This is a genomic window from Leifsonia shinshuensis (genome assembly GCF_013410375.1).
GTDB classification, from domain to species: Bacteria; Actinomycetota; Actinomycetes; order Actinomycetales; family Microbacteriaceae; genus Leifsonia; species Leifsonia shinshuensis.
This window is the reverse complement of the sequence record NZ_JACCFL010000001.1, coordinates 1176114-1201522: the sequence shown is the minus strand read 5'-3', so window position 1 is coordinate 1201522 and position 25409 is coordinate 1176114. Positions and strand designations below refer to the sequence as shown.

General features: G+C 71.8%; 24 protein-coding genes. 16 read left to right on the top strand and 8 right to left on the bottom strand.

The window, feature by feature from the left end; all coding sequences use genetic code 11:
• Nucleotides 1-28: 28 nt before the first annotated feature.
• Together HNR13_RS05840 and HNR13_RS05835 are read left to right on the top strand one after the other, a co-directional pair.
• On the top strand, nt 29-697 hold the full coding sequence (locus tag HNR13_RS05840) for a response regulator transcription factor (protein ID WP_179604886.1): 669 nt from the start codon (nt 29-31) through the stop codon (nt 695-697).
• On the top strand, nt 694-1914 hold the full coding sequence (locus tag HNR13_RS05835; RefSeq protein WP_179604885.1) for a sensor histidine kinase: 1221 nt from the start codon (nt 694-696) through the stop codon (nt 1912-1914). Before HNR13_RS05840 ends, HNR13_RS05835 begins: the two co-directional genes overlap by 4 nt.
• Nucleotides 1915-1987: 73 nt before the next feature.
• Here HNR13_RS05835 and HNR13_RS05830 read toward each other — a convergent pair whose 3' ends face one another.
• Together HNR13_RS05830 and HNR13_RS05825 are read right to left on the bottom strand one after the other, a co-directional pair.
• Nucleotides 1988-2911, bottom strand: coding sequence for a S1C family serine protease (locus HNR13_RS05830; protein ID WP_179604884.1), 924 nt, complete (start codon nt 2909-2911; stop codon nt 1988-1990).
• Nucleotides 2912-2971: 60 nt separating this feature from the next.
• Nucleotides 2972-4279, bottom strand: a complete 1308-nt coding sequence (locus tag HNR13_RS05825) for a wax ester/triacylglycerol synthase domain-containing protein (protein WP_179604883.1) — start codon at nt 4277-4279, stop codon at nt 2972-2974.
• Between the two features lie 172 nt (nt 4280-4451).
• Between HNR13_RS05825 and HNR13_RS05820 the strand changes: the two genes are divergently transcribed.
• Genes HNR13_RS05820 through HNR13_RS05805 form a run of 4 tightly spaced genes read left to right on the top strand, consistent with a single transcriptional unit; the run spans nt 4452 to nt 8404 of the window.
• Nucleotides 4452-5555, top strand: coding sequence for an ABC transporter ATP-binding protein (locus HNR13_RS05820; protein WP_343063474.1), 1104 nt, complete (start codon nt 4452-4454; stop codon nt 5553-5555).
• Nucleotides 5552-6760, top strand: coding sequence for an ABC transporter substrate-binding protein (locus HNR13_RS05815; RefSeq protein WP_179604882.1), 1209 nt, complete (start codon nt 5552-5554; stop codon nt 6758-6760). Before HNR13_RS05820 ends, HNR13_RS05815 begins: the two co-directional genes overlap by 4 nt.
• Before the next feature lie 13 nt (nt 6761-6773).
• Entirely contained in the window at nt 6774-7592 is an 819-nt protein-coding gene (locus HNR13_RS05810) for an ABC transporter permease (RefSeq protein WP_179604881.1), read from the top strand.
• On the top strand, nt 7589-8404 hold the full coding sequence (locus HNR13_RS05805; protein WP_343063473.1) for an ABC transporter permease: 816 nt from the start codon (nt 7589-7591) through the stop codon (nt 8402-8404). Before HNR13_RS05810 ends, HNR13_RS05805 begins: the two co-directional genes overlap by 4 nt.
• Nucleotides 8405-8476: 72 nt before the next feature.
• Here the strand turns inward: HNR13_RS05805 and HNR13_RS05800 are convergent, their stop codons facing one another.
• The 3 genes from HNR13_RS05800 to HNR13_RS05790 form a co-directional block, all read right to left on the bottom strand.
• Nucleotides 8477-9487 (bottom strand): aldo/keto reductase, encoded by a 1011-nt coding sequence (locus tag HNR13_RS05800; protein ID WP_179604880.1) that lies wholly within the window; start codon nt 9485-9487, stop codon nt 8477-8479.
• A gap of 164 nt (nt 9488-9651) precedes the next feature.
• Entirely contained in the window at nt 9652-10233 is a 582-nt protein-coding gene (locus HNR13_RS05795) for an ABC transporter substrate-binding protein (RefSeq protein ID WP_179604879.1), read from the bottom strand.
• Nucleotides 10234-10404: 171 nt separating this feature from the next.
• Nucleotides 10405-11313 (bottom strand): alpha/beta fold hydrolase, encoded by a 909-nt coding sequence (locus tag HNR13_RS05790; RefSeq protein WP_179604878.1) that lies wholly within the window; start codon nt 11311-11313, stop codon nt 10405-10407.
• A 112-nt stretch (nt 11314-11425) separates the two neighbouring features.
• Between HNR13_RS05790 and HNR13_RS05785 the strand changes: the two genes are divergently transcribed.
• The 4 genes from HNR13_RS05785 to HNR13_RS05770 all read left to right on the top strand — a co-directional run bounded on the left by HNR13_RS05785 (nt 11426) and on the right by HNR13_RS05770 (nt 16257).
• Nucleotides 11426-11920 carry a MarR family transcriptional regulator gene (locus HNR13_RS05785; RefSeq protein WP_218881178.1) on the top strand — a complete coding sequence of 165 codons (495 nt, stop codon included), beginning with the start codon at nt 11426-11428 and terminating at the stop codon, nt 11918-11920.
• Nucleotides 11921-11988: 68 nt separating this feature from the next.
• A complete protein-coding gene (locus tag HNR13_RS05780; RefSeq protein ID WP_179604877.1) occupies nt 11989-12915 on the top strand; it encodes a helix-turn-helix transcriptional regulator in 927 nt (308 codons plus the stop codon).
• Between the two features lie 106 nt (nt 12916-13021).
• Nucleotides 13022-15652, top strand: a complete 2631-nt coding sequence (locus tag HNR13_RS05775; protein ID WP_179604876.1) for an MGH1-like glycoside hydrolase domain-containing protein — start codon at nt 13022-13024, stop codon at nt 15650-15652.
• A gap of 164 nt (nt 15653-15816) precedes the next feature.
• Nucleotides 15817-16257 (top strand): DUF805 domain-containing protein, encoded by a 441-nt coding sequence (locus HNR13_RS05770; protein WP_179604875.1) that lies wholly within the window; start codon nt 15817-15819, stop codon nt 16255-16257.
• Nucleotides 16258-16263: 6 nt separating this feature from the next.
• Here the strand turns inward: HNR13_RS05770 and HNR13_RS05765 are convergent, their stop codons facing one another.
• Complete coding sequence (locus HNR13_RS05765) at nt 16264-16884, bottom strand: TetR/AcrR family transcriptional regulator (RefSeq protein ID WP_179604874.1); 621 nt, start codon at nt 16882-16884, stop codon at nt 16264-16266.
• A 129-nt stretch (nt 16885-17013) separates the two neighbouring features.
• Here HNR13_RS05765 and HNR13_RS05760 point away from each other — a divergent pair, with 129 nt between their 5' ends.
• Entirely contained in the window at nt 17014-18537 is a 1524-nt protein-coding gene (locus HNR13_RS05760) for an MFS transporter (RefSeq protein ID WP_179604873.1), read from the top strand.
• Nucleotides 18538-18605: 68 nt separating this feature from the next.
• Here the strand turns inward: HNR13_RS05760 and HNR13_RS05755 are convergent, their stop codons facing one another.
• On the bottom strand, nt 18606-19307 hold the full coding sequence (locus HNR13_RS05755) for a phosphonatase-like hydrolase (protein ID WP_179604872.1): 702 nt from the start codon (nt 19305-19307) through the stop codon (nt 18606-18608).
• Nucleotides 19304-20077 carry a GntR family transcriptional regulator gene (locus tag HNR13_RS05750; RefSeq protein ID WP_343063472.1) on the bottom strand — a complete coding sequence of 258 codons (774 nt, stop codon included), beginning with the start codon at nt 20075-20077 and terminating at the stop codon, nt 19304-19306. The genes HNR13_RS05755 and HNR13_RS05750 overlap by 4 nt, the downstream gene beginning before the upstream one ends.
• Before the next feature lie 164 nt (nt 20078-20241).
• Here HNR13_RS05750 and HNR13_RS05745 point away from each other — a divergent pair, with 164 nt between their 5' ends.
• The 5 genes from HNR13_RS05745 to HNR13_RS05725 are packed head-to-tail and all read left to right on the top strand — an operon-like array spanning nt 20242 to nt 25378.
• The gene (locus HNR13_RS05745; protein ID WP_179604871.1) at nt 20242-21420 is read left to right on the top strand and encodes a TIGR03364 family FAD-dependent oxidoreductase; all 1179 of its coding nucleotides are present in this window, start codon (nt 20242-20244) and stop codon (nt 21418-21420) included.
• A gap of 3 nt (nt 21421-21423) precedes the next feature.
• A complete protein-coding gene (locus HNR13_RS05740; protein WP_179604870.1) occupies nt 21424-22485 on the top strand; it encodes a 2-aminoethylphosphonate ABC transporter substrate-binding protein in 1062 nt (353 codons plus the stop codon).
• 48 nt (nt 22486-22533) lie between these two features.
• Nucleotides 22534-23670, top strand: coding sequence for an ABC transporter ATP-binding protein (locus tag HNR13_RS05735; RefSeq protein ID WP_218881176.1), 1137 nt, complete (start codon nt 22534-22536; stop codon nt 23668-23670).
• Complete coding sequence (locus HNR13_RS05730; RefSeq protein ID WP_179604868.1) at nt 23667-24584, top strand: 2-aminoethylphosphonate ABC transporter permease subunit; 918 nt, start codon at nt 23667-23669, stop codon at nt 24582-24584. Before HNR13_RS05735 ends, HNR13_RS05730 begins: the two co-directional genes overlap by 4 nt.
• Nucleotides 24581-25378 carry an ABC transporter permease gene (locus HNR13_RS05725; protein ID WP_179604867.1) on the top strand — a complete coding sequence of 266 codons (798 nt, stop codon included), beginning with the start codon at nt 24581-24583 and terminating at the stop codon, nt 25376-25378. Before HNR13_RS05730 ends, HNR13_RS05725 begins: the two co-directional genes overlap by 4 nt.
• Nucleotides 25379-25409: the final 31 nt, after the last annotated feature.

Sequence of the window (25409 nt, the reverse complement as noted above, 5' to 3'; positions counted from 1 at the left end):
CGCGGGCGACCCCTCCTATACTGCGGGCATGGGTGAGCGCAGCCGGGTCCTGGTCGCCGAGGACGACAGCCGTCTCGCCGGGATGCTCGAGACGCTGCTCGTCTCGGACGGCTACGACGTGGAGCTGGCGCGCGACGGCCAGCGGGCGCTGCACCGCGGCCTGACCGAGTCGTTCGACGCCGTCGTGCTCGACCGCGGCCTCCCGGCCGTCGACGGCCTCGGCGTGCTGCGCGGCCTCCGCAGCAACGGCGTGACCACGCCCATCCTCATCCTGTCGGCCCTCGGCACCGCCCCCGACCGGGTGGATGGGCTCAACGCCGGAGCGGAGGACTACCTGGCCAAGCCGTTCGACATCGACGAGCTGCTCGCGCGCGTGCGCGCCCTCATCCGCCGGGCGTCGTCCAGCGTCCCGACCGTGCGCTTCCCCGGCGGGCAGCTGGATGTCGGCAGCCGCACGGTCACGCTCAGCGGCGGCGAGCGCGTCGTGCTCTCCGACCGGGAGGCCGGCCTGCTCGAACTCCTGGCGCGCCGGCCCGAGCAGGTCTTCTCGCGCGCCGTGCTGCTGGACGAGGTGTTCGCCGACGCGGACGACCCCGGGGTGGTCGACACCTACGTGCACCACCTCCGCAAGAAGTTCGGCCGCACGTTGATCGAGACGGTGCGCGGCGTCGGCTACCGGCTGGGCGGGGTCGGATGACGGACCAGCGCGAGCTGCGCACGGCGTCCGTCCGGCTCGCCCTGCAGTTCGCCGGGATCATCCTGGCGCTGTTCGTCGTGCTCGGCGGCGTCGTCTACGTCGTCGTCTCCACCGGCCAGACGGAGGCGGCCAAGCGGGCGCTGGCGGACGCGTCGCAGGTGGACTCCGTGCACGACGCGCCGCACGACCTCCTGATCACGGTCGTCCTCCCGCAGGGCAGGGATGTCTCCCCGAACATGCCGGACGGGCTGCCCGACGAGCGCGCGCTGCAGGAGGTCGCCCAGAACGGCGGATCGATCACCGAGACCGTCGTGGCCGGCGGGAAGAGCTACCTCACCCAGACCGACGTGCGGCGCGGCAAGGTCGTCCAGATCTCCTACGGCCTCGCGGAGCAGCAGGAGGAGATGGGGCGGCTGCTGACGGCGCTCATCATCTCCGGTGTGATCGCCACCGTCGCCGCCGCCCTGGTCGGCCTGCTCCTCGCCCGCCGCTCGATGCGCCCGATGGCGGACGCGCTGGCCCTGCAGCGGCGCTTCGTCGCGGACGCCGGCCACGAGCTCCGGACACCGCTGACCCTGCTGAGCACGCGCGCGCAGCTCCTGCGCCGGCGGCTCAGCCGCGGCGGCGCCGCCGTCGCGGACGAGGACGTGCGCTCCGGGCTGGACGAGATCGTGGACGACAGCCGCGCGCTGACCGAGATCGTGGAGGACCTGCTCACCGCCGCGGACCCGCGCCAGAACGCGGAGCCCGAGCGGGTGGACATCGGCGAGCTCGCCGCGGTCGTCGCCCGCTCCGCGGAGGGGCGCGCGCACGAGCGCGGCATCGCCCTGACCACGCAGGCCGTCCCCGGCGCGGTCGTCACCGGCGCGCCGGTCTCGCTCCGCCGGATGATCGTCGCCCTGGTCGACAACGCGCTCGACCACGCCGCCTCCCACGTGCAGGTGGACGTCTCCACGGAGCGCGAGGAGGTCGTGCTTACGGTCGCCGACGACGGCCTCGGCTTCGGCGACGCCCTCAAGGACCGCGCGTTCGACCGCTTCGCGTCCGCGCGAGCGGCGGACGGCGCCGGCGCCCGCGAGCGCCACTACGGGCTGGGGCTGGCGCTGGTCGCGGAGGTGGTCGACCGCCACCGCGGCCGCGTCACGGCGGCGGACCGCGAGGGCGGCGGCGCGGAGGTCGTGGTGCGGCTGCCGAAGGGCGCTCCTGCTCGGAGCTGACCCTCTGCGATTCGTGCCGAATGTCGACTTTCGCCGAGCGGGAGTCGACATTCGGCACGAATCCCGACGCGGTTCAGGCGTCGGTCAGTTCGGTGGGCTCGACGATGGCGTCGACGAGGGCGCCGTTGCGCCACACGGTCAGCTCCAGCCGGCGGCCGATCGTGCTCGCGATCATCAGGCGCTGGAGGTCGGCGACCGCGTGGATGCGCATGCGGTCGAGCGAGATCAGGACGTCGCCCGGGCGGATGCCGGCGAGATCGGCCGGGCTGTCCGGGACCACCGACATGACCTGGATGCCGGTGCGCGCGCCGGCCTTGCGCGCGATCTCCGGGTTGAGCGTGATCTCCGCGCCCGCGATGCCCAGCCAGCCGCGGCGGACGCGGCCCTCGCGCATCAGGGTGTCCATGATCTGCCGGCTGGTGGCGTTGATCGGCACGGCGAGGCCGAGGCCGGTCCCAGCGACGGCGGTGTTCACGCCGATCATGCGCGCTGAGCTGTCCGCGAGCGCTCCCCCGCTGTTGCCGGGGTTGAGCGCCGCGTCGGTCTGGATGACCTCGTCGACCACGCGGCCGGACCGGGTCGGCAGCGACCTCCCGAGCGCAGAGACGATGCCCGCGGTCACGCTCCCCGCGAGGCCCAGCGGGTTCCCGACCGCGACGACCAGCTGGCCCACCTGCAGCTTCGCCGCGTCGCCGAGCTCGACCGGCGCCGGGACGGGCGAGTCCGCCAGGAGCATCGCCAGGTCGGAGAGCGGGTCGCGGCCGATCACGCGGGCGCGGACCCGGGTGCCGTCCTCGAACGCGAGGTCGACGCTCCCCGCGCCCTCCACGACGTGCGCGCTGGTCAGCAGGTGGCCGTCGGCCGAGATCACGGTCGCGCTGCCGAGCCCGACGCCGCGCGCGGTCCGCGCGGTCACGGCGGCGACGGCCGGGCCGACGACGCGCGCGACCCGCACCACCGCCGTCGAGTAGGCGTCCAGCGCGTCCGAATCCGTCATGAGACGAGTGTGCGCCTCGCGCGCTGCGGCCGGGCCTGCCGTTCGCCGACGGCTGACGGGTCAGCGCCGCGCGATCGCCTCGAAGGCGGCGGCCATCGCGTCCGCCACGACCCGCGCCGGCGGGAGGTGGTCGGCGTCGGTCTGCACGCTGACCCGGAAGCGGCCGGCGTAGGAGGCTGCCACGGCGCCGACGCGGACGTTCGCCGACAGCAACGACAACGGCCAGGCGCTCACCAGCTCCGCGCCGTCGAGCCTCAGGGTGCGCGACGGACCGGGAAACTCGGAGGCGATGGCCGCGACGGCGCGCTGCGTCCGCGCGAACCGCATCAGCAGCGCGGCCGACCGCGGGCTCGCCATCCAGGTGAAGGTGCCCGCCGCCCGGGCGCGCGCCTTCTCCGAGCGCGTCTCCGCCGCCACCCGCGCCACCCCGGCGGACGCGTCGGCGTCGGCGACGGGGACGTGCACGAGCATGACGCCGGTCGCGTTCCCCTCGCCTCCCCGGCGCGCCAGACGCACCGGGGAGGACACCGGCAGCGTCTCGGGAAGCGATTCCCGCGCGGCCGTCAGCACCGCGCGGAGCCCCTGCCCGAACGCCGCGAGGAACGCGTCGCCGACCGTTCCGCCCGCGCGCTTCGCGCCGTCGTGCAGCTCGGCGAGACCGACGTCCAGGAACGCGACGTCCCGCGTGACGCCGAGCGATCCCAGCAGCACACGGGAGCGCACGGTGCGGCGGAACACCGCGACGGTCTGCGCGCCCGCTTCGCGAAGCCGCGCGAGGCGGGAGCTACGATCGGCCGGCCGGGCGGGAGCCTGCGGACGCGCGTCAACGTTCGAGCCACCCGAGCCGCCGCCCTCGGCGTCCGCGTCGCTGTCGCACAGTGCAGCCACCAGCGACTCCGCCTCCAGCCCGTCCGCGAGCGCGTGGTGCAGCCGGAACAGGACCCCGCACGACGTCCCCGCCGCGGCGGGCACCAGGAGCAGCTCCCACAACGGCCGGTCCAGCGGGAGCGGCGTCATCAACGTGCGCGCGCAGACCCGCTCGAACGAGGCAGCGGAGGCGCCCGCGTGCGGGGACTCCGCGTCCGGTTGCCAGAGGCGGACGTGACGGCTCACGTCCGGCAGCGACGGCTCCCAGCGCCACGCAGAGCCATCCGAGACCGGCCGCCGGCACAGCGCCGGGACCGCCCGCACCCGATTTGCGAGCACCCGCCGGAGCCGTTCGACGTCCGGTACGCCCCGGTCGTCGACGAATCCGCCGGGAGCCAGCAGCCCCGCCAGCGAGACGACGTTGGGCTGCCCGCGCTCGAGGGCGAAGTTCGCCGCGTCCACCGCTGCGATCGCCCCGGCCGGAGCGTCACGCCCCTCCATGCCGACAGGGTAGCCGCGGCGTGGAGGGGCGTGCACTGAAGATCCGAACCGAAAATACGTGCCGGACGTTCGGAATCGACATCCGTGACCAATTCTTGCTGCGGATCCCGTAGTCGGGCCAACATCTGATCGCATATGATTGTCGACGCCCCACCGTCGAAGGAGACTGGATGTGAGCGAGCAGCCCGCCATCAGGCTGACCGGACTGACCAAACGATTCGGGTCGGTCGCCGCCGTCGACCACCTCGACCTGGAGATCGCCGCAGGCGAGTTCTTCTCGATGCTCGGACCATCCGGCTCGGGCAAGACCACCGTGCTGCGCTGCATCGCCGGCTTCGAGCAGCCCACCTCCGGCACCATCGAGCTCTTCGGCCAGGATGTGACCGCGAAGCCCGCCGCCGCGCGCGAGGTCAACACGGTCTTCCAGGACTACGCGCTCTTCCCGCACATGTCGGTGCTGGACAACGTCGCCTACGGCCTCCGGGTCCGCGGCGTCGGCCGCACGGAACGGCGGAGGCGGGCGATGGACGCGCTCGCGTCCGTGCAGCTGCAGGGCTTCGCCGACCGCAAGCCCGCCCAGCTCTCCGGCGGGCAGCGCCAGCGCGTCGCGCTCGCCCGCGCGACGGTCGTGCAGCCGAAGGCGCTGCTGCTGGACGAGCCGCTCGGCGCGCTCGACCTCAAGCTGCGCCAGCAGATGCAGGTGGAGCTCAAGCAGCTCCAGCACGAGCTGGGGATCGCGTTCGTCTTCGTCACCCACGACCAGGACGAGGCGCTGACGCTGTCCGACCGGATCGCCGTCTTCAACAACGGCCGGATCGAGCAGCTCGGAACGCCGCGGGAGCTGTACGAGCACCCGAACTCCCGGTTCGTCGCGGACTTCGTCGGCACGTCGAACCTGTTCGACCTCGAGCACGCGCGCAGCATCCTCGGCCGCGACGGCGAGTACTCCATCCGGCCGGAGAAGCTGGAGCTGCACACCCTCCCCGGCGGCTCCGGCTCGCCGTCGGCCGCCGGCACGCTCGTCGAGTCGGTCTACGCGGGCAACAGCATCCGCCGGGTGGTCGACCTCGACGCGGGCCTGCGGATCTCGGTGCTGGAGAGCAACGACCGCACCCACCGCGCCGAGCTCGACCGCGGCTCGCGCGTGCACGTGACCTGGAACGACGACGACCTCCGCAGGCTCGGCGGCAGCACGCCGGCCGCGGCGCCGGACGACGATCTCCCGACGGCAGATGTACCTCGCAGCAGAGGTGTAGCAGAGAGGCAAGACTCATGATCCGTGCAACGAAGCGCGTGGCGCGCTCGGCGGCCGCAGCAGCGGCCGTCTCCGCCGCCCTCCTGGTGCTCGCGGCCTGTTCCGGCGGCGGCTCCACCGGCGGCTCGGCCGGCTCGGTGCCGAACGTCCCGATGGCGAAGAAGCTCGGGACCAACGAGGGCCAGCTCAACCTCATCGTCTGGGCGGGCTACGCCGAGGACGGCTCCAACGATCCGAAGGTCAACTGGGTGACCCCGTTCGCGCAGAACACCGGTTGCAAAGTCAACGCCAAGGTCGCCGGCACCTCCGACGAGATGGTGCAGCTCATGCGCACCGGCGACTACGACGGCGTCTCGGCTTCCGGCGACGCCACCCTCCGCCTGGTCTACGGCGGTCAGGTCGCGCCGGTCAACACGAAGCTGGTGCCGAACTACACGACCATCTCCTCGTTCCTCAAGAACAAGGCCTGGAACTCCGTCGACGGCCAGATGTATGGCATCCCGCACGGCTGGGGCGCCAACGTGCTGATGTACAACAAGTCCACCGTCACCCCGGCGCCGGACTCCTGGTCGGCCGTCTTCGACGACGCCTCCAAGTACGCCGGCAAGGTCACGGCCTACGACTCCCCGATCTACATCGCGGACGCCGCGCTGTACCTGAAGGCGCACGACCCGTCGCTCGGGATCAAGGACCCGTACTCGCTCACCGAGAAGCAGCTCGACGCGGCGGTCTCGCTGCTGAAGAAGCAGAAGACCTCCATCGGCGAGTACTGGTCGGACTACACCAAGTCCGTGCAGTCGTTCGAGTCCGGCAGCAGCGTCGTCGGCACGTCGTGGCAGGTCATCGCGAACCTCATCCAGAGCGACGGCAAGGTCCAGGTCGGCACCACCGTCCCGAAGGAGGGCTCGACCGGCTGGTCGGACACCTGGATGATCGCGGCCAAGGCGAAGCACCCGAACTGCATGTACCAGTGGATGAACTGGATCACCTCCCCGAAGGTGAACGCCGAGGTCGCCGAGTGGTTCGGCGAGGCCCCGGCTCAGACCAAGGCGTGCGAGCAGACCCAGGACCCGACCTTCTGCGACACGTACCACGCGCTCGACGCGGGCTACGCGTCCAAGATCCACTACTGGACCACCCCGCAGACCAAGTGCGTCGACGGCAGCGGCAACGACTGCACCGCCTATAGCGAGTGGGTGACCAAGTGGCAGCAGATCAAGGGCTGACCGGAGTCCGGGCATGAAGGCCCGGCTGGGCCTCCTGCTCGGGCCGCCCCTGCTCTGGCTCGTCGTCATCTACCTGGGCTCGATCGCCGTCCTCCTGGTCTCGTCGTTCTGGACGGTGAACGGGTTCACGGGCGCGGTCGAACCGACCTTCACGCTCGAGAACTACGCGACGCTGTTCACCGACCCGCTGTACGGGACGGTCGCGCTGCGGACGCTGCTCGTGGCGCTGGGGGTGACGCTGATCGACGCCGTGGTCGCCTTCCCGATGGCGCTGTTCATGGCGAAGGTGGCCCGGCCGAGCCGGCGCGCCCTCTACCTGGTGGCGGTGACGACGCCGCTCTGGGCCAGCTACCTGGTCAAGGCGTACGCATGGCGCATCCTCGTGGAGCCGGGCGGCCCGATCGCGGTCGCGACCGGCGGCTGGGCGCCCGGCTTCGGCCTCCCCGCCACGATCATGACGTTGGCGTACCTGTGGCTGCCGTACATGATCATCCCGGTCTACGCCGGCTTCGACCGCGTGCCCGACTCGCTGTTCGAGGCCAGCTACGACCTGGGCGCGTCGACCTGGCGCACGATCAGGACGGTCGCCTTCCCGCTGGTGTTCCCGGCGATCGTCGCCGGGTCGATCTTCACCTTCGCGCTGAGCTTCGGCGACTACATCGCCGTGGGGATCGTCGGAGGCAAGACGCAGCTGCTCGCGAACCTGATCTACGGGCAGCTGGTGACGGCGAACAACCAGCCGCTGGCGGCGGCACTGTCGGTGATCCCGCTCGTCGCGGTCGTGCTCTACCTGCTCGCGGTCCGCCGCACCGGCGCATTGGAGAACGTGTGAAGCTGCTCTCGACCCCCGCGCGCATCGTCGTCGGCCTCTGCATGCTGGTCGGCCTCGTCATCCTGTACGTTCCGCTGCTGCTGATCGTGCTCAACTCGTTCAACAGCTCGCGGACGTTCTCGTTCCCTCCGCCCGGCTTCACGCTGCAGTGGTGGGTGGACGCGTTCCAGTCGCGGGGCGCGGCGGACGCCCTCGCGACTTCGGTGATCGCCGGGCTCTGCGCGTCGGCGATCGCGCTGGTGCTCGGGACGATGGCGGCGTTCGCGGTGCAGCGGTTCCGTTTCTTCGGCCGGCAGAGCATCAACTTCCTGGTCGTGCTGCCGATCACCCTCCCGGGCATCGTCACCGGCATCGCGCTGGCGTCGACGTTCACCACGGTGCTCGGGCCGCTCGGCGTGACCCTCGGGATGGCGACCGTCATCATCGGCCACGCCACGTTCTGCATCGTCATCGTCTACAACAACGTGCAGGCCCGGCTGCGCCGGATGGGCACCTCGCTGGAGGAGGCCTCCGGCGACCTCGGCGCCCGCGGCTGGCAGACGTTCCTCTGGGTGACGCTGCCGCAGGTGCGCGGGGCGCTCGCGGCCGGCGTCCTGCTGGCGTTCGCGCTCAGCTTCGATGAGATCGTCGTGACGACATTCACGGCGGGGCCGGCGGTGCAGACCCTGCCGATCTGGATCTTCCAGAACCTGTTCCGCCCCAACCAGGCGCCGGTCGTGAACGTGGTCGCGGCCGTGCTGACGATCCTCGCCATCATCCCGGTGTGGATCTCGCAGCGCCTCGCGGGCGACTCGGTCACGAGTCGCGTCTGACCGCACACGATTCGTGCCGAATGTCGACTTTCGCCGCGCGAGAGTCGACATTCGGCACGAATGTGCGAGGGGTCAGGCCTCGCGGTGCTGCGGCGAGCGCGTCGCCGTGTGCGACGCGTCGCGCTCGACGGCGCCGCCGAGCACCTCGTCGATGCGGCCGAGCAGCTCCGCCGGGATTGTGACGCCGGACGCCTTCACGTTCTCGACCACCTGCTCGGGGCGGGAGGCGCCGATGATCGCGGTGGCCACGTTGTCGTTCTGCAGCACCCAGGCCACGGCGAGCTGCGCGGGCGTGAGCCCGAGCTCCTGCGCGATCGGGGTGAGCTGCTGGACGCGGGTGAGGACGTCGTCGGTCAGCCAGCGCTTGACCGCGCCGGCGCCGCCCTTCTCGTCCGTCGCGCGGCTGCCCTCGGGCAGCGGGGCGCCCGGCTTGTACTTGCCGCTGAGCACGCCCTGCGCCACCGGCGACCAGACGATCTGCGAGATGCCGAGCTCCTTGGAGGTCGGCACGACCTCCGCCTCGATGACCCGCCACAGCGCCGAGTACTCGGGCTGGTTGGAGATGAGCTGGAAGCCGAGGTCCTTCGCGAGCGCGTGCCCGGCGCGGAGCTGGTCGGCGGTCCACTCGCTGACGCCGATGTAGAGCGCCTTGCCTTGCCGCACGATGTCGGCGAAGGCCTGCATGGTCTCCTCCAGCGGCGTGAAGAAGTCGAAGCGGTGCGCCTGGTACAGGTCGACGTAGTCGGTCTGCAGCCGCGACAGCGACCCGTCGATGGACTCCAGGATGTGCTTGCGGGACAGCCCGACGTCGTTGTGCCCCTTGGGACCGGTCGGCCCGAACACGTTGGTGAAGATCTCCAGCGACTGGCGGCGCTCCCCCTTCAGGGTCTCGCCGAGCACGGTCTCCGCCGCGGTGTTGGCGTAGACGTCGGCGGTGTCGAAGGTGGTGATCCCGGCGTCGAGGGCGGCGCGGACGCACGCGGCCGCGGTGTCGTTCTCGATCTGCGAGCCGTGGGTCAGCCAGTTTCCGTACGTGATCTCGGAGATCTTGAAACCGGAGTTGCCGAGGTACCTGAACTGCACTGTCGTTCCTTTCGAGCGGAGGTCGGTTCGATCGTAGGCAGGAGGCATTCAGCGAAGCCAACAGTGGTTGGTTCTGGGATTCAGTGCCAGCGGCGATGAATGCTCCGCGCGCGACGGAACGGGCCCGGCCGTCGCCGGCCGGGCCCGTTCTGTCATGCCGTGGATCAGAGCGCGCCGATGAGGTGGTTCAGCAGGTTGGTCAGGCCGTTCAGGGCCTTGCCGTTGTCGAGCAGTCCCGCCACGCTGCAGAGCAGGTTGCCGAGGAGGTTGCCGTTGCCCGGCTGGGCCGTGATGTTGAGGTTCACCTGGTTGAGGTCGACCACCAGGCCGAGGACGTTCAGGTGCAGCGGGCCGAGCGTGAGGCTCAGCACGTTGCAGGCCGTGGGCGTGGCGGCCGCGGCGGCGCTGTTGGCCGCGTTGGTCACGACGCTGCTGCCCGCGACATTCGTGAGCGGGGTGACCGCACCGGTCGCGGAGGTCAGCGTTCCGTTGAACACGCCCTGGGCGACCAGCTGGCCGCCCTGGTCGACGAACCGGGTCAGCGTGAAGGTTCCCGCCAGGGTGCTGCCGTCGGGCAGGACCTGGTTGATCGCCACCGGGGCGGCGGTTGCGCGCGCCGCGTGCGAGGCCGCTGCGGCGTGGGTGGGCGCCGGGGCCGCCTGGGCCGCGCTCACCCCGCCGACGACGAACGCTCCCGAGAGCGCGGCGGTCAGTGCAATGGATGCCAGCTTGCTTCTGGTTCTCATGGTTCTGCGTTGCTTCCTGTGAGATGTCGGGCGCGAGCGCATCCCGAATACCGCTCCCGTGCGCGTCGTCCCCGTGCCCCCGAGTGGAGGACTTCGGAGCGTGACGGTACGCCACGGGGTGAGGGCGTTAAGGGGGTTGCGAGGGGGCGGAAGGGCGGGTAGCCGCCGGGCTCAGCGGGCCTGCAGCGCGTCCAGCCCCTCCTGCACCAGCGCCGCCACCACCTCCGGCTTCCCGCCGTCCTTCCGGTTCTGCGTCGCCGAATGCCCCGTACCCGGGATCGTGGCGACCCGCGCTCCCGGCAGCAACTCCCCCAGCCGCGTCACCGCGTGCCGCAGGTAGGCCGGCGACTTCTCCGCCGTGAGCAGCAGCACCGGGCCGCGGATCGCCGCGTAGTCCGCGATGCGGTCGGCGCGCTGGGCCACGATCCGCATGTCGTAAGGCACAGCAGCCGCGAGCTCACCCATCGTGGCGCCGCCGGCCGGGAGCGCCCCCGCGTCCTTCGCCAGCATCTTCCGCGTGCTCGACTCCAGCATCCGGCGCGGGAAGAAGCGCAGGAAGCCCGGTCCCATCTGCGTGCCGAGCAGGGCCGTGACCATGTAGGCGGGGACGTCGCCGCGGGCCGCTTCCGGCTCGAAGCGGCGGAGGAACGCGTCGAGGTCGAGGGAGCCGTCGGCGACGAGCGCGGGCTCGAAGAGGACCACCGCCAGCCCGGGGTGCGCGAGCGCGACCTCCGCGGCGATGATGCCGCCGGAGCTGATGCCCAGGACGGCCGTCGAGCCCGTCGCCGCAACGACGGCGGCGACGTCGGCGACGTCCACGGCCAGGTCGTAGCGGTCGAGTGCGGGGTACGCGCCGCTGCGGCCACGGCCGCGGCGGTTGACCAGGTGGACGGTGAACGTGCCGGCGAGGGCCGCGGCGAGCTCGCCCTGGCTGGCCGCCGACTGCATGGTTCCGTGGACGATCACGAGGCCGGGCCCCGTGCCGGTGCTGAAGTACTCGATCGGCGTGCCATCCTCGGAGGACACCAGGTGCGAGGTGAGCTGATCGGTGGACGGTGCGGTGCTGACGGTGCGGGACATCGGATGCCCTTCCTCTCTGATTTCGCCGGCCTCGCGGCCTGGCGGTAGGTTTGCCTTAGTGGCTAAGATAACTTAGTCACTAAGATAATGAGTGACTGAGAGGATTGCAAGGGTGGATTCGAGTGAGCCCCGACGCGCCGAGCTGATCGCGCGGCTGACCGACCTGGGCGCGCAGTCGGCGAGCCTGACCGCCCTGTTCCAGCAGCGGGCGGCCGCGAGCTACGGCCTCGGCGTGAGCGACATGAAGGCGCTCGACCTCCTGGTGCGGAACGGCCCCCAGACGGCCGGCCAGCTCGGCGCCGCGCTCAACCTGACCTCCGGTGCGGTGACCGGCATCGCCGACCGGCTCATCGCGCGCGGATTCGCGGGCCGGGAGAACGACCCGGCCGACCGCCGGCGGGTGCTGATCAGCGCCGACTACGCCGCCCTGCAGTCCGGGCCGAACGTGTACCAGTCGATCGGGGAGGCGTTCCAGCGGCTCCACGAGTCGCTGACCACCGAGCAGCTGGCCTTCCTGGCCCGCTACCAGGAGGAGTCGATCGCGCTCACCCAGCGGGCGGTCGACGACCTCGCCGCCGCGCAGGACCAGCGCGCCCAGCACCGGTAGACAGCACCCCCTACCATCCGGCGCAGCACGCGCCTACCGTTCATGCCGTGGCGGTGACGAGGATGTCGATGACCTCGCGGGAGCCCGACGTGGCGCTCGAGGTCATCCGCGGCCTGCAGCCCGGCTTCGACTTCACCCGGGCGGACGACGACGCCCCGTTCTCCTTCTCCCTGAACCATGTCGGCGACGAACGGCTGTCCGTCGACCGGCTGGACCTGGTCTGCACGGGCCGCGGCGTCGCCGACCCGATGACGGCCTACACCATCTGCGAGCTCTCCACGCCGACGGTCGTCCGGGCCGGCCGGGAGCAGCTCGACACGAGCGGGCCGTTCCTGTTCCCGCTCGGCCGGATCGAGTCCAGCTGGGAGCACGAGTCGCGCGGCGACGCCGTCCAGGTCGACGTGGCCGCTCTCGACGAGCTCGCCCGGCAGCACTTCGACCGGCCGGGCCTCCGGGTGCGCTTCACCGGCAGCGCGCCGCTCGACGCCGAGCACGCCCGCGACTGGACGATCGTCGCCGCGCACGTGCGCGGGCCGGGCGGCGAGCCGGGCGCCTTCGAGAACGATCTGATCCGCGACGGCCTGTTCCGCATGGTCGCGGCCGCGCTCCTCGCGGACTTCCCCAACGACACCCTCGACCTCCCCCCGGTCCACGAGGGCTCAGTCGCCGTGCCGGCCACGATCCGCCGGGCCGTCGCCTACATGGAGGAGCACCTGGCCGAGCCGATCGGGCTGAGCGACATCGCCGCGGCCGCCCGGCTCTCGCCGCGCGGGCTCCAGGACGCGTTCCACCGCATCGTCGGGATGTCGCCGACGCAGTACCTCCGCCGGCTGCGGCTCAGCGCGGCGCGCGCCGACCTCCTCGCCGCGGACGTCGTGCACCGCGAGACGGTCACGGCGATCGCCCACCGCTGGGGCTTCGCGCACGTGCCGCGCTTCGCCGCCGCCTACCGGGCGGAGTACGGCGAGTACCCGCGCGAGACCCTCGGGCGCTGAGAACCGGGGCCACTGAGAACCTGCGCCGCGGAGACGCCGGGCCGCTGGCGCTCCCTCCGCGCGCCGGTGCTGGACCGCCGTCGCGCCGACCATCGAGAATGGCACCATGACCCAGGTGAACCCGGCCGAGCCCACCGGCGGCGCCGAGCGCGAGCGGATCCTCCAGGCGGACGACGGGACGGGCTGGCGCGACTGGGGGCCGTACGTCGCCGAGCGCGCCTGGGGCACCGTCCGCGAGGACTACAGCGCGGACGGCGAGGCCTGGGACTTCTTCCCGCACGACCACGCCCGCAGCCGCGCCTACCGCTGGAACGAGGACGGCATGGCCGCGTTCTCCGACCTGAAGCAGAACTGGTGCCTCGGCCTGTCGCTGTGGAACGGGCAGGATGCGATCCTCAAGGAGCGGATGTTCGGCCTCAGCGGCCCGCAGGGCAACCACGGCGAGGACGTCAAGGAGTACTGGTGGTACCTCGACGGCACCCCGACCCACTCCTGGAACACCTGGCGCTATCACTACCCGCAGGCCGCGTACCCCTACGAGGACCTGATCGAGACCAACGCGCGCCGCAGCAAGCTGGAGCCGGAGTACGAGCTGGCCGACACCGGCGTCTTCGACGACGGCCGCTACTGGGTGGTCACCGTCGACTACGCCAAGGCCGGGCCGCACGACCTCCTGATGCGGGTCACGGTCGAGAACGCGGGCCCGGAGGAGGCCACGCTGCACGTGCTGCCGACGCTCTGGTACCGCAACACCTGGTCGTGGGGGTACGACGTCGAGAAGCCGGAGCTGCGCTTCGAGGACGGCCGCGTGCTCGGGTCGGGACCGTCCGGAGCGCTCGCGCTGGCCGCCGACGGCGACGCAGAGGCGCTGTTCTGCGACAACGAGACCAACACCGCCCGCCTGTTCGGCGCGGACGGCTCCCCCGCCTACCCCAAGGACGGGATCGACGACCACGTCGTGAACGGCGCCGCCACCGTCAACCCGGGCCGGGTGGGCACGAAGGCTGCACTGCACCACACGGTGACCCTCGGGCCGGGCGAGACCCGGGTGATCCGCGTGCGCCTCACGGGAGGCGCGGACGCCGCCCGGCCGCAGAACCTCGGCCGCGCCTTCGATCGCGTCCTCGAGCAGCGCAAGGCGGAGGCGGACGCCTTCTACGCCGGGCTGGAGAACGCCCCGGACGACCCGGACGAGGCGCGTGTGCTGCGCCAGGCCTTCGCCGGGCTGCTCTGGTCGAAGCAGTACTTCCACTTCAACGTGGACAAGTGGCTCGACGGCGACCCCGCCGGGCCGCCGCCTCCCGCCGGCCGCGCCGCCGTCCGCAACGGGCAGTGGCGGCACTTCGACGCGGACGACGTGATCCTCATGCCCGACCCGTGGGAGTACCCCTGGTTCGCGGCCTGGGACCTCGCCTTCCACTGCGTCACGATGGCGCACATCGATCCCGCGTTCGCGAAAGCGCAGCTCGTGCTGCTGCTGCGGGAGTGGTACATGCACCCGAACGGGCAGCTCCCCGCCTACGAGTGGAACTTCTCGGACGTGAACCCGCCCACGCACGCCTGGGCGGCGATCCAGGTCTTCCTCATCGACGGCGGCCGGGACCGCGCCTTCCTCGCCCGCATCCTGCACAAGCTCCTCATCAACTACACCTGGTGGACGAACAGCAAGGACTCCGACGAGGACAACCTGTTCGAGGGCGGCTTCATGGGGCTCGACAACATCGCGCCGCTGAACCGCTCGACCCTGCCCCCCGAGGTCGGGACCATCGAGCAGGCGGACTCGACCGGCTGGATGGCGAGCTACGCGCTCGACCTGCTCGAGATCGCGCTGCGGCTGGCGCGCGAGGACGACGTCTACGAGGACGTCGCCGTGAAGTTCGGCGAGCAGTTCCTGCGGATCGCCGCGTCGGCCAACAACTCCGGCATGTGGGACGACGAGGACGCCTACTTCTACGACGTGCTGCACCTGGCGGACGGCCGGGAGGTCCCGCTGAAGGTGCGCTCGCTCGTCGGGCTCGTGCCCGTGGTCGCCTCGCTCGCGTACGACGAGCCCGGCGTGAAGACGCTGCCGGAGTTCCGCCGCATCCTCAACCAGTACCTCCAGAAGCACCCGGAGCTCGGGTCGGCGTTCCACCGGCGCACGATCGGCACGGAGCAGGTCTACCTGCTCGCGCTCGTCTCGCCCGAACGGCTCGCGCGGATCCTGAAGCAGGTGTTCAACCCGGCCGGGCTGCTCAGCGACCACGGCATCCGCGGGGTCTCCGCCTACCACCGGGAACACCCCTTCACGGTCGAGGTCGACGGGGTGGAGGCGTCGGTCGACTACGAGCCGGCCGAGTCGACGACCGGCCTGTTCGGCGGCAACTCCAACTGGCGCGGCCCGGTCTGGTTCCCGCTCAACTCCCTGCTCGTCGCGGCGCTCCAGCACTACCAGTCGCACGGCGAGACCGGCGTGCGGATCGAGGACCCGCTCGGCTCGGGCAATTCCCTGACGCCGGGTGAAGCGGCGGACGATCTCGCCCGGCGGCTGATCTCGCTCTTCCTCCCCGGCCCGGACGGGCGGCGGCCGTCGGACGCGCGCTACCCGCTGCTCTCGGCCGACCCGCGCTGGAAGGACAACATCCTCTTCTACGAGTACTTCGACGGCGACACCGGGCAAGGCCTGGGGGCCTCGCACCAGACGGGGTGGACGGCGATGGTCGCGCACCTCATCCTGACGCGGGGACGCGCGCGCTGACGTTCGTCACGAATGTCGCGAAACCGCGTCCCATAGGCGACATTCGTCACGAATGCCGCGGCGCAACACGCCGTCACGTACGCACCCCGCAGGCCCAGCGCATGCGCTTGACTATGGCCGCTCCATCTCGACGCCTGTCACGACCTCGCTCGGAAGGATCCACCATGACCGCACCGCAGAGCCCCGCCTCCGCGCCCCTCGACCAGCCGCTGTACGGCGCCTCGTTCGGCGACGCCATCCGCCGGTTCTTCAAGAAGTACGCCGACTTCACCGGGCGGGCCAGCCGCAGCGAGTTCTGGTGGTGGTTCCTGTTCGCCGTGCTCATCGGCGCCGTCTACGGGATCCTGCTGGGGACGCTCGGGTCGATCGGCAACGGCGGCCGTGGGTACGGTCCGATCGCCTGGATCCTGATCGTCCTCTACACCCTGTGGGGGCTGGCGATCCTGGTGCCGAGCCTCGCGCTGATCTGGCGGCGCCTGCACGACGCCAACCTCGCCGGGCCGTTCTTCTTCCTCGGCTTCATCCCGCTCGTCGGCTGGATCATCCTGCTGGTCTTCTACCTGCTCCCGTCCAAGCCGGAGGGCGCGCGGTTCGACCGGCGGTAACGCCGCTCAGGCTCCCGGCCGGATTCCGACGGCCGGGAGCAGCACGCCGTCGATCAGCGACAGCAGGTAGGCGCGGTCGACGGGCTGCTGCAGGATGAGCACCCGGTAGGCCGTCATCGACGGCATGATCATCGCCAGCGTCTCGACGTCCGTCTCCGCCGGGATCTCGCCGCGCTCGATCGCCCGCTGCATGAACAGCCGGTTGAGGGAGGCGCGCGGCTCGACGATCGCGGCGGTCACGGCGTCCACCAGGTCGGGGTCGCGGGCGAGCATCGAGGTGAGCCCGGCCATGATCTGCAGCTTGCGCTCGCCGTCCTCGATCGTGTGCGGCTTGACCATCGCGACCAGGTCGCCGCGCAGCGTGCCGGTGTCGGGCAGGTGGTCGAAGTCGATCGCGTTCTTCTTCATGCACGCGATCGCCTCGACGACGAGCTCGCCCTTGGAGGCCCAGCGCCGGTAGACCGTCGCCTTCCCCGCCTTGGCGCGTGCAGCGACCATGTCCATCGTCATCCGGTCGTAGCCGGTCTCGGCGAGGACCTCCAGCGCGGCCTCGAGGATGTCGGCGTCGCGCGTGTGATCGCGCTTCCGGCCGAGCTTGGGCGAGCCGGTGGCGTCGAGCTGCGTCATTGCGGCCTTCCCCCTGGGTGTGTCTGCGACGGGTGACGTCGGGTCTGGTGATGTCTTGTGGACCATTCTAAGGTTAATTTTAGAACTCGATAGATCCGAAACTACTGAGTTTCGTATATGCTGTCCCGCATGACCCAGACTTCCCCCTCTCCCTCGGTCGCGCCGGCGGCGCCGGACGGCGGCGTTCCGCACTCGCGGCGCTGGTGGACGCTCGTCACCGTGGCGATGGCCCAGCTGATGGTCGTGCTCGACTCGACCGTCGTCAACATCGCCCTCCCGTCCGCCCAGGCGGACCTCGGCTTCTCCAACGCCGACCGGCAGTGGATCGTCACCGCCTACTCGCTCGCCTTCGGCAGCCTGCTGCTCCTCGGCGGCCGCATCTCCGACCTGATCGGCCGCAAACGCGCCTTCATCATCGGCCTGATCGGCTTCGCCGGCGCCTCGGCGCTGGGCGGCGCGGCCGGAACCTTCGGAATGCTGGTCGGCGCCCGCGCGCTGCAGGGCGCGTTCGGCGCGCTGCTCGCCCCGACCGCCCTCGCCGTCCTCACCACGACCTTCACCGTGCCGAAGGAGCGCGCCCGCGCGTTCGGCATCTTCGGCGCGATCGCCGGAGCCGGCGGCGCGGTCGGCCTGCTGCTCGGCGGCGTGCTGACCGAGCAGTTCAACTGGCGCTGGAACCTCTACATCAACGTCTTCATCGCGATCGCCGCGATCATCCTCGCCGCGTTCTTCGTCACGGCGGGTCACCGGTCCGGCCCGCGGCCGAAGCTCGACATCCCCGGCACGATCCTGGCCTCCGGCGCGCTGTTCTCGCTGGTCTACGGCTTCTCGAACGCCGAGAGCGACGGCTGGGACTCGCCGCTGACCTGGGGCTTCCTCGCCGCCTCCGGCGTGCTGCTGATCGCCTTCGTGCTCTGGCAGCGGAAGGCGACGCACCCGCTGCTGCCGCTGCACATCGTGCTCGACCGCAACCGCGGCGCCTCCTACAGCTCGATCCTCATCGCGGGCTCCGGGATGTTCGGCATCTTCCTGTTCGTCACCTACTACTTGGAGACGACGCTGAGGTTCACGCCGATCCAGACCGGCCTCGCCTTCCTGCCGATGATCGTCATGCTGGTCATCGCCGCGCAGTTCTCGACGAACCTGTTCGTGCCCAGATTCGGCCCGAAGGTCATGGTCCCGATCGGCATGGTGATCGCGGGCTCCGGGATGCTGCTGCTCACCCGCCTCGGCGTGAGCGCGAACTACGGCACGGAGATCCTCCCCGCGCTCATGGTGATGGGCGTCGGCATGGGCTCGATCATGCCCGCCGCCATCCAGACCGCGACCCTCGGCGTCGACCGGCACTTCGCCGGCGTCGCCTCCGCACTGGTGAACACGAGCCAGCAGGTCGGCGGCTCGATCGGCACGGCGCTGCTCAACACGCTCGCGGCGACGGCGCTGACCGACTACCTGGCGGCGCACCTGCCGCCGACGCCGCACGTCCTCCAGGAGGCCGCGGTGCACAGCTACTCCACCGCGTACTGGTGGAGCGCCGGGTTCTTCGCCTTCGGCGCGGTGCTGTCCGCGCTGCTGTACCGGCGGCGCCGGCCGGCCGCCGCGGCGGACGCCGAGGCGCCGGCGACGGATGCGGAGCCGGTGGTGGCGCACTAGCCGCCTGAACATGACAGGGGCCGACGCGCAGCTGCGCGTCGGCCCCTGTCATGTTCAGGCGTGCGCGTTCAAGCGCGCACAGCCGGCGCCGCGCTCCCGAGCCCGACGTACTCCGGCACCTCCGCCACCGACGCCAGCACCGCGTCGTGGTCGGCGGCCTCCAGCGCCTCCCGCGGCGTCTGCCCGGTCAGCACGCCGACGGCGATCGCGCCCGCGTTGCGCGCCGCCTCCAGGTCGACCACTGTGTCGCCGGCGGCGAGCACCCGGCGCACGTCGGCCACGCCGGTGCGCTGCATCGCGAGGTGGATCATGTAGGGCGACGGGCGCCCGGCGGGCACGTCCGAAGTCGTCACCACGGCGTCCAGCTGTCCCTCCGGCCCGATCTCCCAGCCGAGTGCTGCCAGCAGCGGCTCGACCACGTCGTCCGAGAACCCGGTGGTCAGGGCGACCTTGACGCCCGCGGCGCGGAGGCGGTCGATGGCCTCCGGGATGCCGGGGAGGGCGACCGGCGGCTCGACGCTGTAGGCCTCGGCGAGCAGCGCGCGGAACCGGTCGAACCGCTCGGCGACCACGGTCGGCTCCGGCTCGACGCCGCCGAGGCGGAGCAGGGCGGTGATCGCCTCGATCTTGTCGGTGCCCATCCAGCGCTGCAGGTCGTCGGCCGCGACCGTCGCGCCGGCCTCCTCGACCGAGCGGCGCAGGGCGACGTAGACCGCGCCGTGGTCGTCGACGGTGGTGCCGGCGATGTCGAAGGCGGCGAGCTGGATCATGCGATGGACTCCTCGGTGCTGGTGTCGGTGCTGGGGCGGATGCGCGCGATGGACGGGCGCTGGGAGATGATGTTCTCCACGACGAAGTTGGTCTGGTCGGGCAGGTAGCGGTCCTCGGCGTACTCGATGGCCCGGCCGGTGGCGGTGGAGGTCACGCGGCGCTCGCGCAGCAGCGGCGTCCCCGGGTCGACCTTGAGCAGGTCGACGTCCGTCGCGTCGGCGGCCACCGCGTCGATGGTGTGGCGGGCGCTGTAGAGGTCGACGCCCTGGTCGCGCAGGTAGCGGAACGTCGAGCCGGAGTCGGTGTCGAAGTCGAACAGCCGGGAGCCGACGTCGACCACGAAGTGGGTGCGCTCGATCATGGTCGGCACGCCGTCGATCAGCCGCAGCCGGAGCAGGGCGACGACGTGGTCCTCCGGGTCGATGCCGAGCTGCGCCGCCACCAGTGTGCCCGCCGGGCGGCGGGCGATCTCGAAGGTCTTCTGGCCCGGGGTCTTGCCGCGCTGCTCCACCCACTCGGTGAACGAGAGGAAGACCTCGACGGGTTGGGAGGGCGTCGAACGGCGCACGATCGGCTGCCGCCCCTGGCCGCCGGCGAGGATGCCCTCCTGCCGCAGCTGCGCGAGCGCCTGCCGCACCGGGCCGCGCGACACCTCGAACTCGGCGCAGAGCTCCGCCTCGCTCGGGACTTTAGAGCCCTCCGGCCACTCTCCGGTGAAGACGCGGCGGCGGAACTCGTCGCTCAGGCGCTGGTGCATCGGTTGGGTCACGCCCTGAATATACAAGTCGGTTTGGCGCAAATGCCAACGAATTCGGCGAATTCGCGACGAGCCAGCGCGTTCTGTCCCCCGGTTGGTGAACGCAGCGTGAACTTATCTATACAAGTGCCGCCCCAGCTTGAAGCAGCGGTCCGCCGTCGCTCAGAGTGACTGGCATGACACAACCGTTCCTCGCCGAGAGCGACGTGCTGGTGGTCGGCGCCGGCATCGTCGGGCTCGCCCACGCCGCCGCGGCGCTGCGTCGCGGGCGCACCGTCACGGTCATCGACCGCGACAGCCGCGCCGTCGGCGCCTCCATCCGCAACTTCGGCCACGCCTGCGTGACCGCCCAGTCCGGCGACCTGCTCGACCTCGCCCACGTCGCCCGCGGCCGCTGGCTCGACCTGGCCGGCGCGGCGGGCTTCTTCGCCGTGCAGCACGGCGCGGTCGCGGTCGCGCGCACCGCCACCGAGCTGGCCGTGCTGGACGAGCTGGCCGCCGGCCGCGAGCAGGGCGAGGTGCGGCTGCTCGACGCCGCCGCCGTCCGCGACGCGCTCTCCGCCCCGGGCGACGCCCGCATCGCCGGCGGCGCGCTGCTGCGCGACGACCTGCGCGTCGATCCGCGCCAGGCGGTCGGCTCGATCGCCGGCTGGCTGTCCGAGCAGGGCGTGCGCTTCCTCTGGAACACGTCCTACCTGGAGGCCGGCGACGGGGTCGTGCAGACTTCGCGCGGCATGATCCGCGCCGAGCGGACCTACGTGTGCGTCGGCCACGACCTCGACTATGTGCACCCGGCCGAGGCGGCCGAGCACGGCATCCGCCGCTGCGGCCTGCAGATGGCCCGCGTCGCCGCCCCGGACGGCGTGACCATCGCTCCGGCCGTGCTCACCGGCACCTCCATGCTCCGCTACCCGGCCTTCGCCGAGACGGCCGCGGCCGAGACGCTGCGCGCGGAGTTCCTCGCGACGGACCCGGCAGTGATCGACATCGACGCCAACGTGATGTTCACCCAGCGGCCCGACGGCACGATCATCGTCGGCGACAGCCACCGCTACGAGGCCACCATGGATCCGTTCCTCGACGAGGCGACCTCCGACCTGCTGCTGGCCCGGGTCGCCGAGGTGCTCGGCGCCGGCCCGCTGCGCGTGGTCGAGCGCTGGCAGGGCGTGTACGCCCACAGCCTCACCGGCCCCTACCTCGTCCGCGAGGTCGCCGACGGCGTGACCGCCGTCTCGGTGACCTCCGGTGTGGGCATGACCATCGCGCTCGGCCTCGCCGAGCGCGTGCTCGACAGGCCCTCGTTCTCCACCTCCGTCCCTTCCCCCGCCCTGCACTCCCTCACGAAAGCGAACTGACCCATGCGAAAGAACACGATCCGAATCGGCGTCGCCGGCGCCCTCGCCGCGGCCGCGATGCTCGCGCTGGCCGGCTGCTCCGGCACCGCCACCGCCGACTCCAGCGCCTCCGCGGGCTCCGGCTCGAAGACCGTCACCATCTACAGCGCCGACGGCCTCGGCGACTGGTACAAGAAGCAGTTCGCCGCCTTCACGGCGAAGACCGGGATCGCCGTCCAGTACGTCGAGGCAGGCTCGGGCGAGGTCGTCTCGCGCGCGCTCAAGGAGAAGTCGAACCCGCAGGCCGACGTGCTGGTCACCCTCCCGCCGTTCATCCAGCAGGCCCAGGCCAAGGGCCTCCTGCAGAAGACCTCGGCCGACCTGTCCGCCATCCCGGCGAAGGAGAAGGACGCGGGCGGCGAGTACGTCTCGCTGGTCGAGAACTACGCCAGCATGATCCGCGGCACCGCGGCGAGCCCGAAGCCGGACGCCTGGAGCGACCTGCTCGACCCCTCCTACCAGGGCAAGATCCAGTACTCCACGCCCGGCCAGGCCGGCGACGGCACCGCGATGCTGCTCCTGCTGGAGCACACCATGGGCCAGAAGGCCGCGCTCGATTACCTCGGCAAGCTGCAGAAGAACAACGTCGGCCCCAGCTCCTCCACCGGCGCGCTCGGCCCGAAGGTGTCGAAGGGCGAGCTCGTCGTCGCCAACAGCGACCTGCAGATGGCGGAGCAGTCCATCGCCGCGGACAAGTCGGCCTTCGAGGTCTTCTTCCCCAAGGGCGCCGACGGGAAGCGCGCGACCGTCGCCCTCCCCTATGCGATGGGCCTGGCGGCCGGCGCCCCGGACAAGGCGAACGGCGACAAGCTGATCGCCTTCCTCCTCTCCAAGGACGTGCAGCAGACCGTCTCCGGCGACGCGTTCGGCTTCCCGGTCCGCTCCGACGTCACGCCGACCGACGCCAACTACCAGACGCTGAAGACGGCCCTCGACGGCGTCGAGCTCTGGCAGCCGGACTGGTCCTCGGTCCTCGGCTCGCTCGACAGCACCGTGTCGGCGTACAAGTCCGCGACCGGTCAGTGACCCTGCGCTGACGATCCTCCCCCTGAAGCAAGGACTGAGATGACGACGATGACCGATGACCGCGCGGCGGCGGTCGAGCTGGAGCACCTGGAGGTCGCCTACGGCGGCGCCGTGGCCCTGCGCGACCTGAGCCTGCGGATCGCCGAGGGCGAGACCGTCGCCCTGCTGGGGCCGAGCGGCTCGGGGAAGTCGACGGCGCTCAAGGCGATCGCCGGGTTCGAACCGGTGTCCGCCGGCTCGATCCGGCTCGCCGGACGCGACGTGACCGCCCTGCCGCCCGCCAAGCGCGGCATCGGCATCGTCGTCCAGTCCTACGCGCTCTTCCCGCACATGCGGGTCGGCGACAACGTCGCCTTCGGGCTCGCGGCGCGGCGGGTGCCGCGCCGCGAGCGCACCGAGCGGGTGGCGGCGGCGCTCGCGATGGTTGGGATGTCCGACTTCGCCGACCGCTACCCCGGACAGCTCTCGGGCGGCCAGCAGCAGCGCGTCGCGATCGCCCGCGCCCTGGCGCCGCGGCCGCGCGTCCTGCTCCTGGACGAACCCCTCTCCGCGCTCGACGCCCGCCTCCGCGAGTCGATGCTGGAGGAGCTCCAGGCGCTGCGGAGCGAGCTGCCGGACATCGCCATGCTCTACGTGACCCACGACCAGTCGGAGGCCCTGGCGCTGGCCGACCGGATCGGGATCATGCGCGACGGCGCCCTGGTCGACCTCGGCGCCGCGGAGGAGCTGTACACGCGGCCGCCGTCGGCCTTCACCGCCACGTTCCTCGGCGGCGCGAACATCCTCGAGGCGACGGTCGCCGCCTCGGGGTCCTCCAGCGAGTGCGTCGAGTTGCTGCTCGGCGACGACCGGCTGGCCGGGCGCTCGGCCTCCCGGCGCGCGGTCGGCGAGCGCGTGCTCGTCAGCGTCCGCCCGCACGCGATCGCTCTCGCCGCCCCGGGCGCGGAGGGCGCGATCCCCGCCGTGATCGAGTCGGCGGTCTGGCGCGGCTCGGCCCACCACGTGCGCGCCCGGCTCTCCGGCGGCGCCGCCGTCACCGTCGTCGCGCCGCTGACCGCGGACCGCCCGCACGCGGGCGACGCGGTGTCGCTGCTGATCCGGCGGGAGGACGTGCACCTGCTCGAGGAGAAGCCCTCCGCCGCGCGGCCGGCCGCCGCGGCCGAGCCTGCGGAGGCGGCGGCATGATCGTGCAGCCGGCCCTCCCCGTCCGCCTCGGGCGCGCCCCGCGGAGCCGCCGTGCGGCAGGCCGTCCCGCGGCGTCCCGCGGCTGGCTCTGGACCGCGGCGCCCGCCGCGCTGCTGGCGCTGTTCGTCCTCCTCCCGCTCGCCGAGATCGTGGTGCAGTCGTTCCTGGACGACGACGGGCATCCGGTCGGGCTGTCCGGCTGGGCGGCCATGCTCGGCAGTCCGTCGCTCTGGAGGTCGCTCGGCACCACGCTCGGCGTGGCCGCCGCCTCGACCGCGGGCTGCCTGGTGGTCGGCGCCTTCCTGGCGTTCGTGCTGGTCTTCGTCCCGTTCCGCGGCTCGGCGGTCGTCCGCCGCGCCATCGAGACCGTCGTCTCGTTCCCGTCGTTCCTCATCCCGCTGGCGTTCGTGGTGCTCTACGGCAACGCGGGGGTGCTGCACGCGCTGCTCGGTCCCGCCGCCGGCCGGTTCTCGTTCACCAACAGCGTCGCGGGGGTGGTCGTGGCGGAGATCACCTTCTACACGCCGTTCATCGTCGCGCCGCTGATCGCCGCGTTCTCCGGCGTCTCCGCCGACCAGCTCAACGTCGCGGGCAGCCTCGGCGCGGGACCGCTGCGGATCATCCGCACGATCGTGCTCCCGGAGGCCGCTCCCGCTCTCGGGGCGGCCTCGATGCTCACCTTCCTGCTCACCATGAACGAGTTCGGCATCGTGCTGTTCACCGGGGCGAAGGATGTGCTGACCCTGCCGATGCAGATCTACACCAGCAGCATCGTCAGCTTCGACTTCAGCGGCGCGGCCATCATGGCCGTCGTCCAGGTCGTGCTCTCCGTGGGCCTCTATCTGCTGTACCGCTGGGCCGCGGCGCGGTGGACCGGCGGCGCTGCGCCGGCCGGACGGGGGCGCCGGGCATGATCGTCTTCTCGGCCCGCGCCAAGACCGTGCTCTGGACGGTCTTCGGCCTGGTCTTCGCCCTCCTGGTGGTGCTGCCGCTCGCCGTCATCGCCGTCGCGGCGTTCGCCGGATCGTGGAACGGTGTGCTGCCGTCCGCGCTCAGCCTCGACCACGTCCGCGACGCCCTCGCCGGCGACAACCTCAGCAGCCTCCGCGTCAGCGTGGAGACCGCCGTGATCGCCAGCGTCCTCGCCGTCGCCGTCGGCGCCTGGGCCGCGATCGCCGTCCGCTCCGCGCCTCGGCCGGTCGCCCGGACGGTCGACGTGCTCTTCCATCTTCCGGTCTCCGTGCCGTCGGTCGTGGTCGGCCTCGGACTTCTCATCGCGTTCAGCAAGCCGCCGCTCCTGCTGAACGGCACGGCCGCGCTGGTGGTGCTGGCGCAGGCGATCCTCGTGCTGTCGTTCTCCTACAGCACGGTGTCGGCCGCGGTGCTCCGGCTGGACCCGCAGCAGGAGCGGGTCGCGTCCAGCCTCGGCGCCTCCCGCGCACGCGTGCTGCTGCGCGTCGTGCTGCCCGCGCTGCTGCCGGCGATCGGCGCCGCCGCCGGCCTCGCCGTCGCCCTGTGCATGGGCGAGCTCGGCGCGACGATCATGGTCTACCCGGCGTCGTGGCGCACACTCCCGGTCTCGATCTTCACGGCCTCCGACCGCGGCGACCTGTACTTCGCGGCGGCGAGCGCGCTCCTGCTGATCGCGGTCACGTTCGTCGCCGTCGCGGTGACTGGCGTGCTCACCCGCCGGCGCCGCGCGCGCTGATCGCGACGACCCGGAGCCTGGTCGTCTGCTG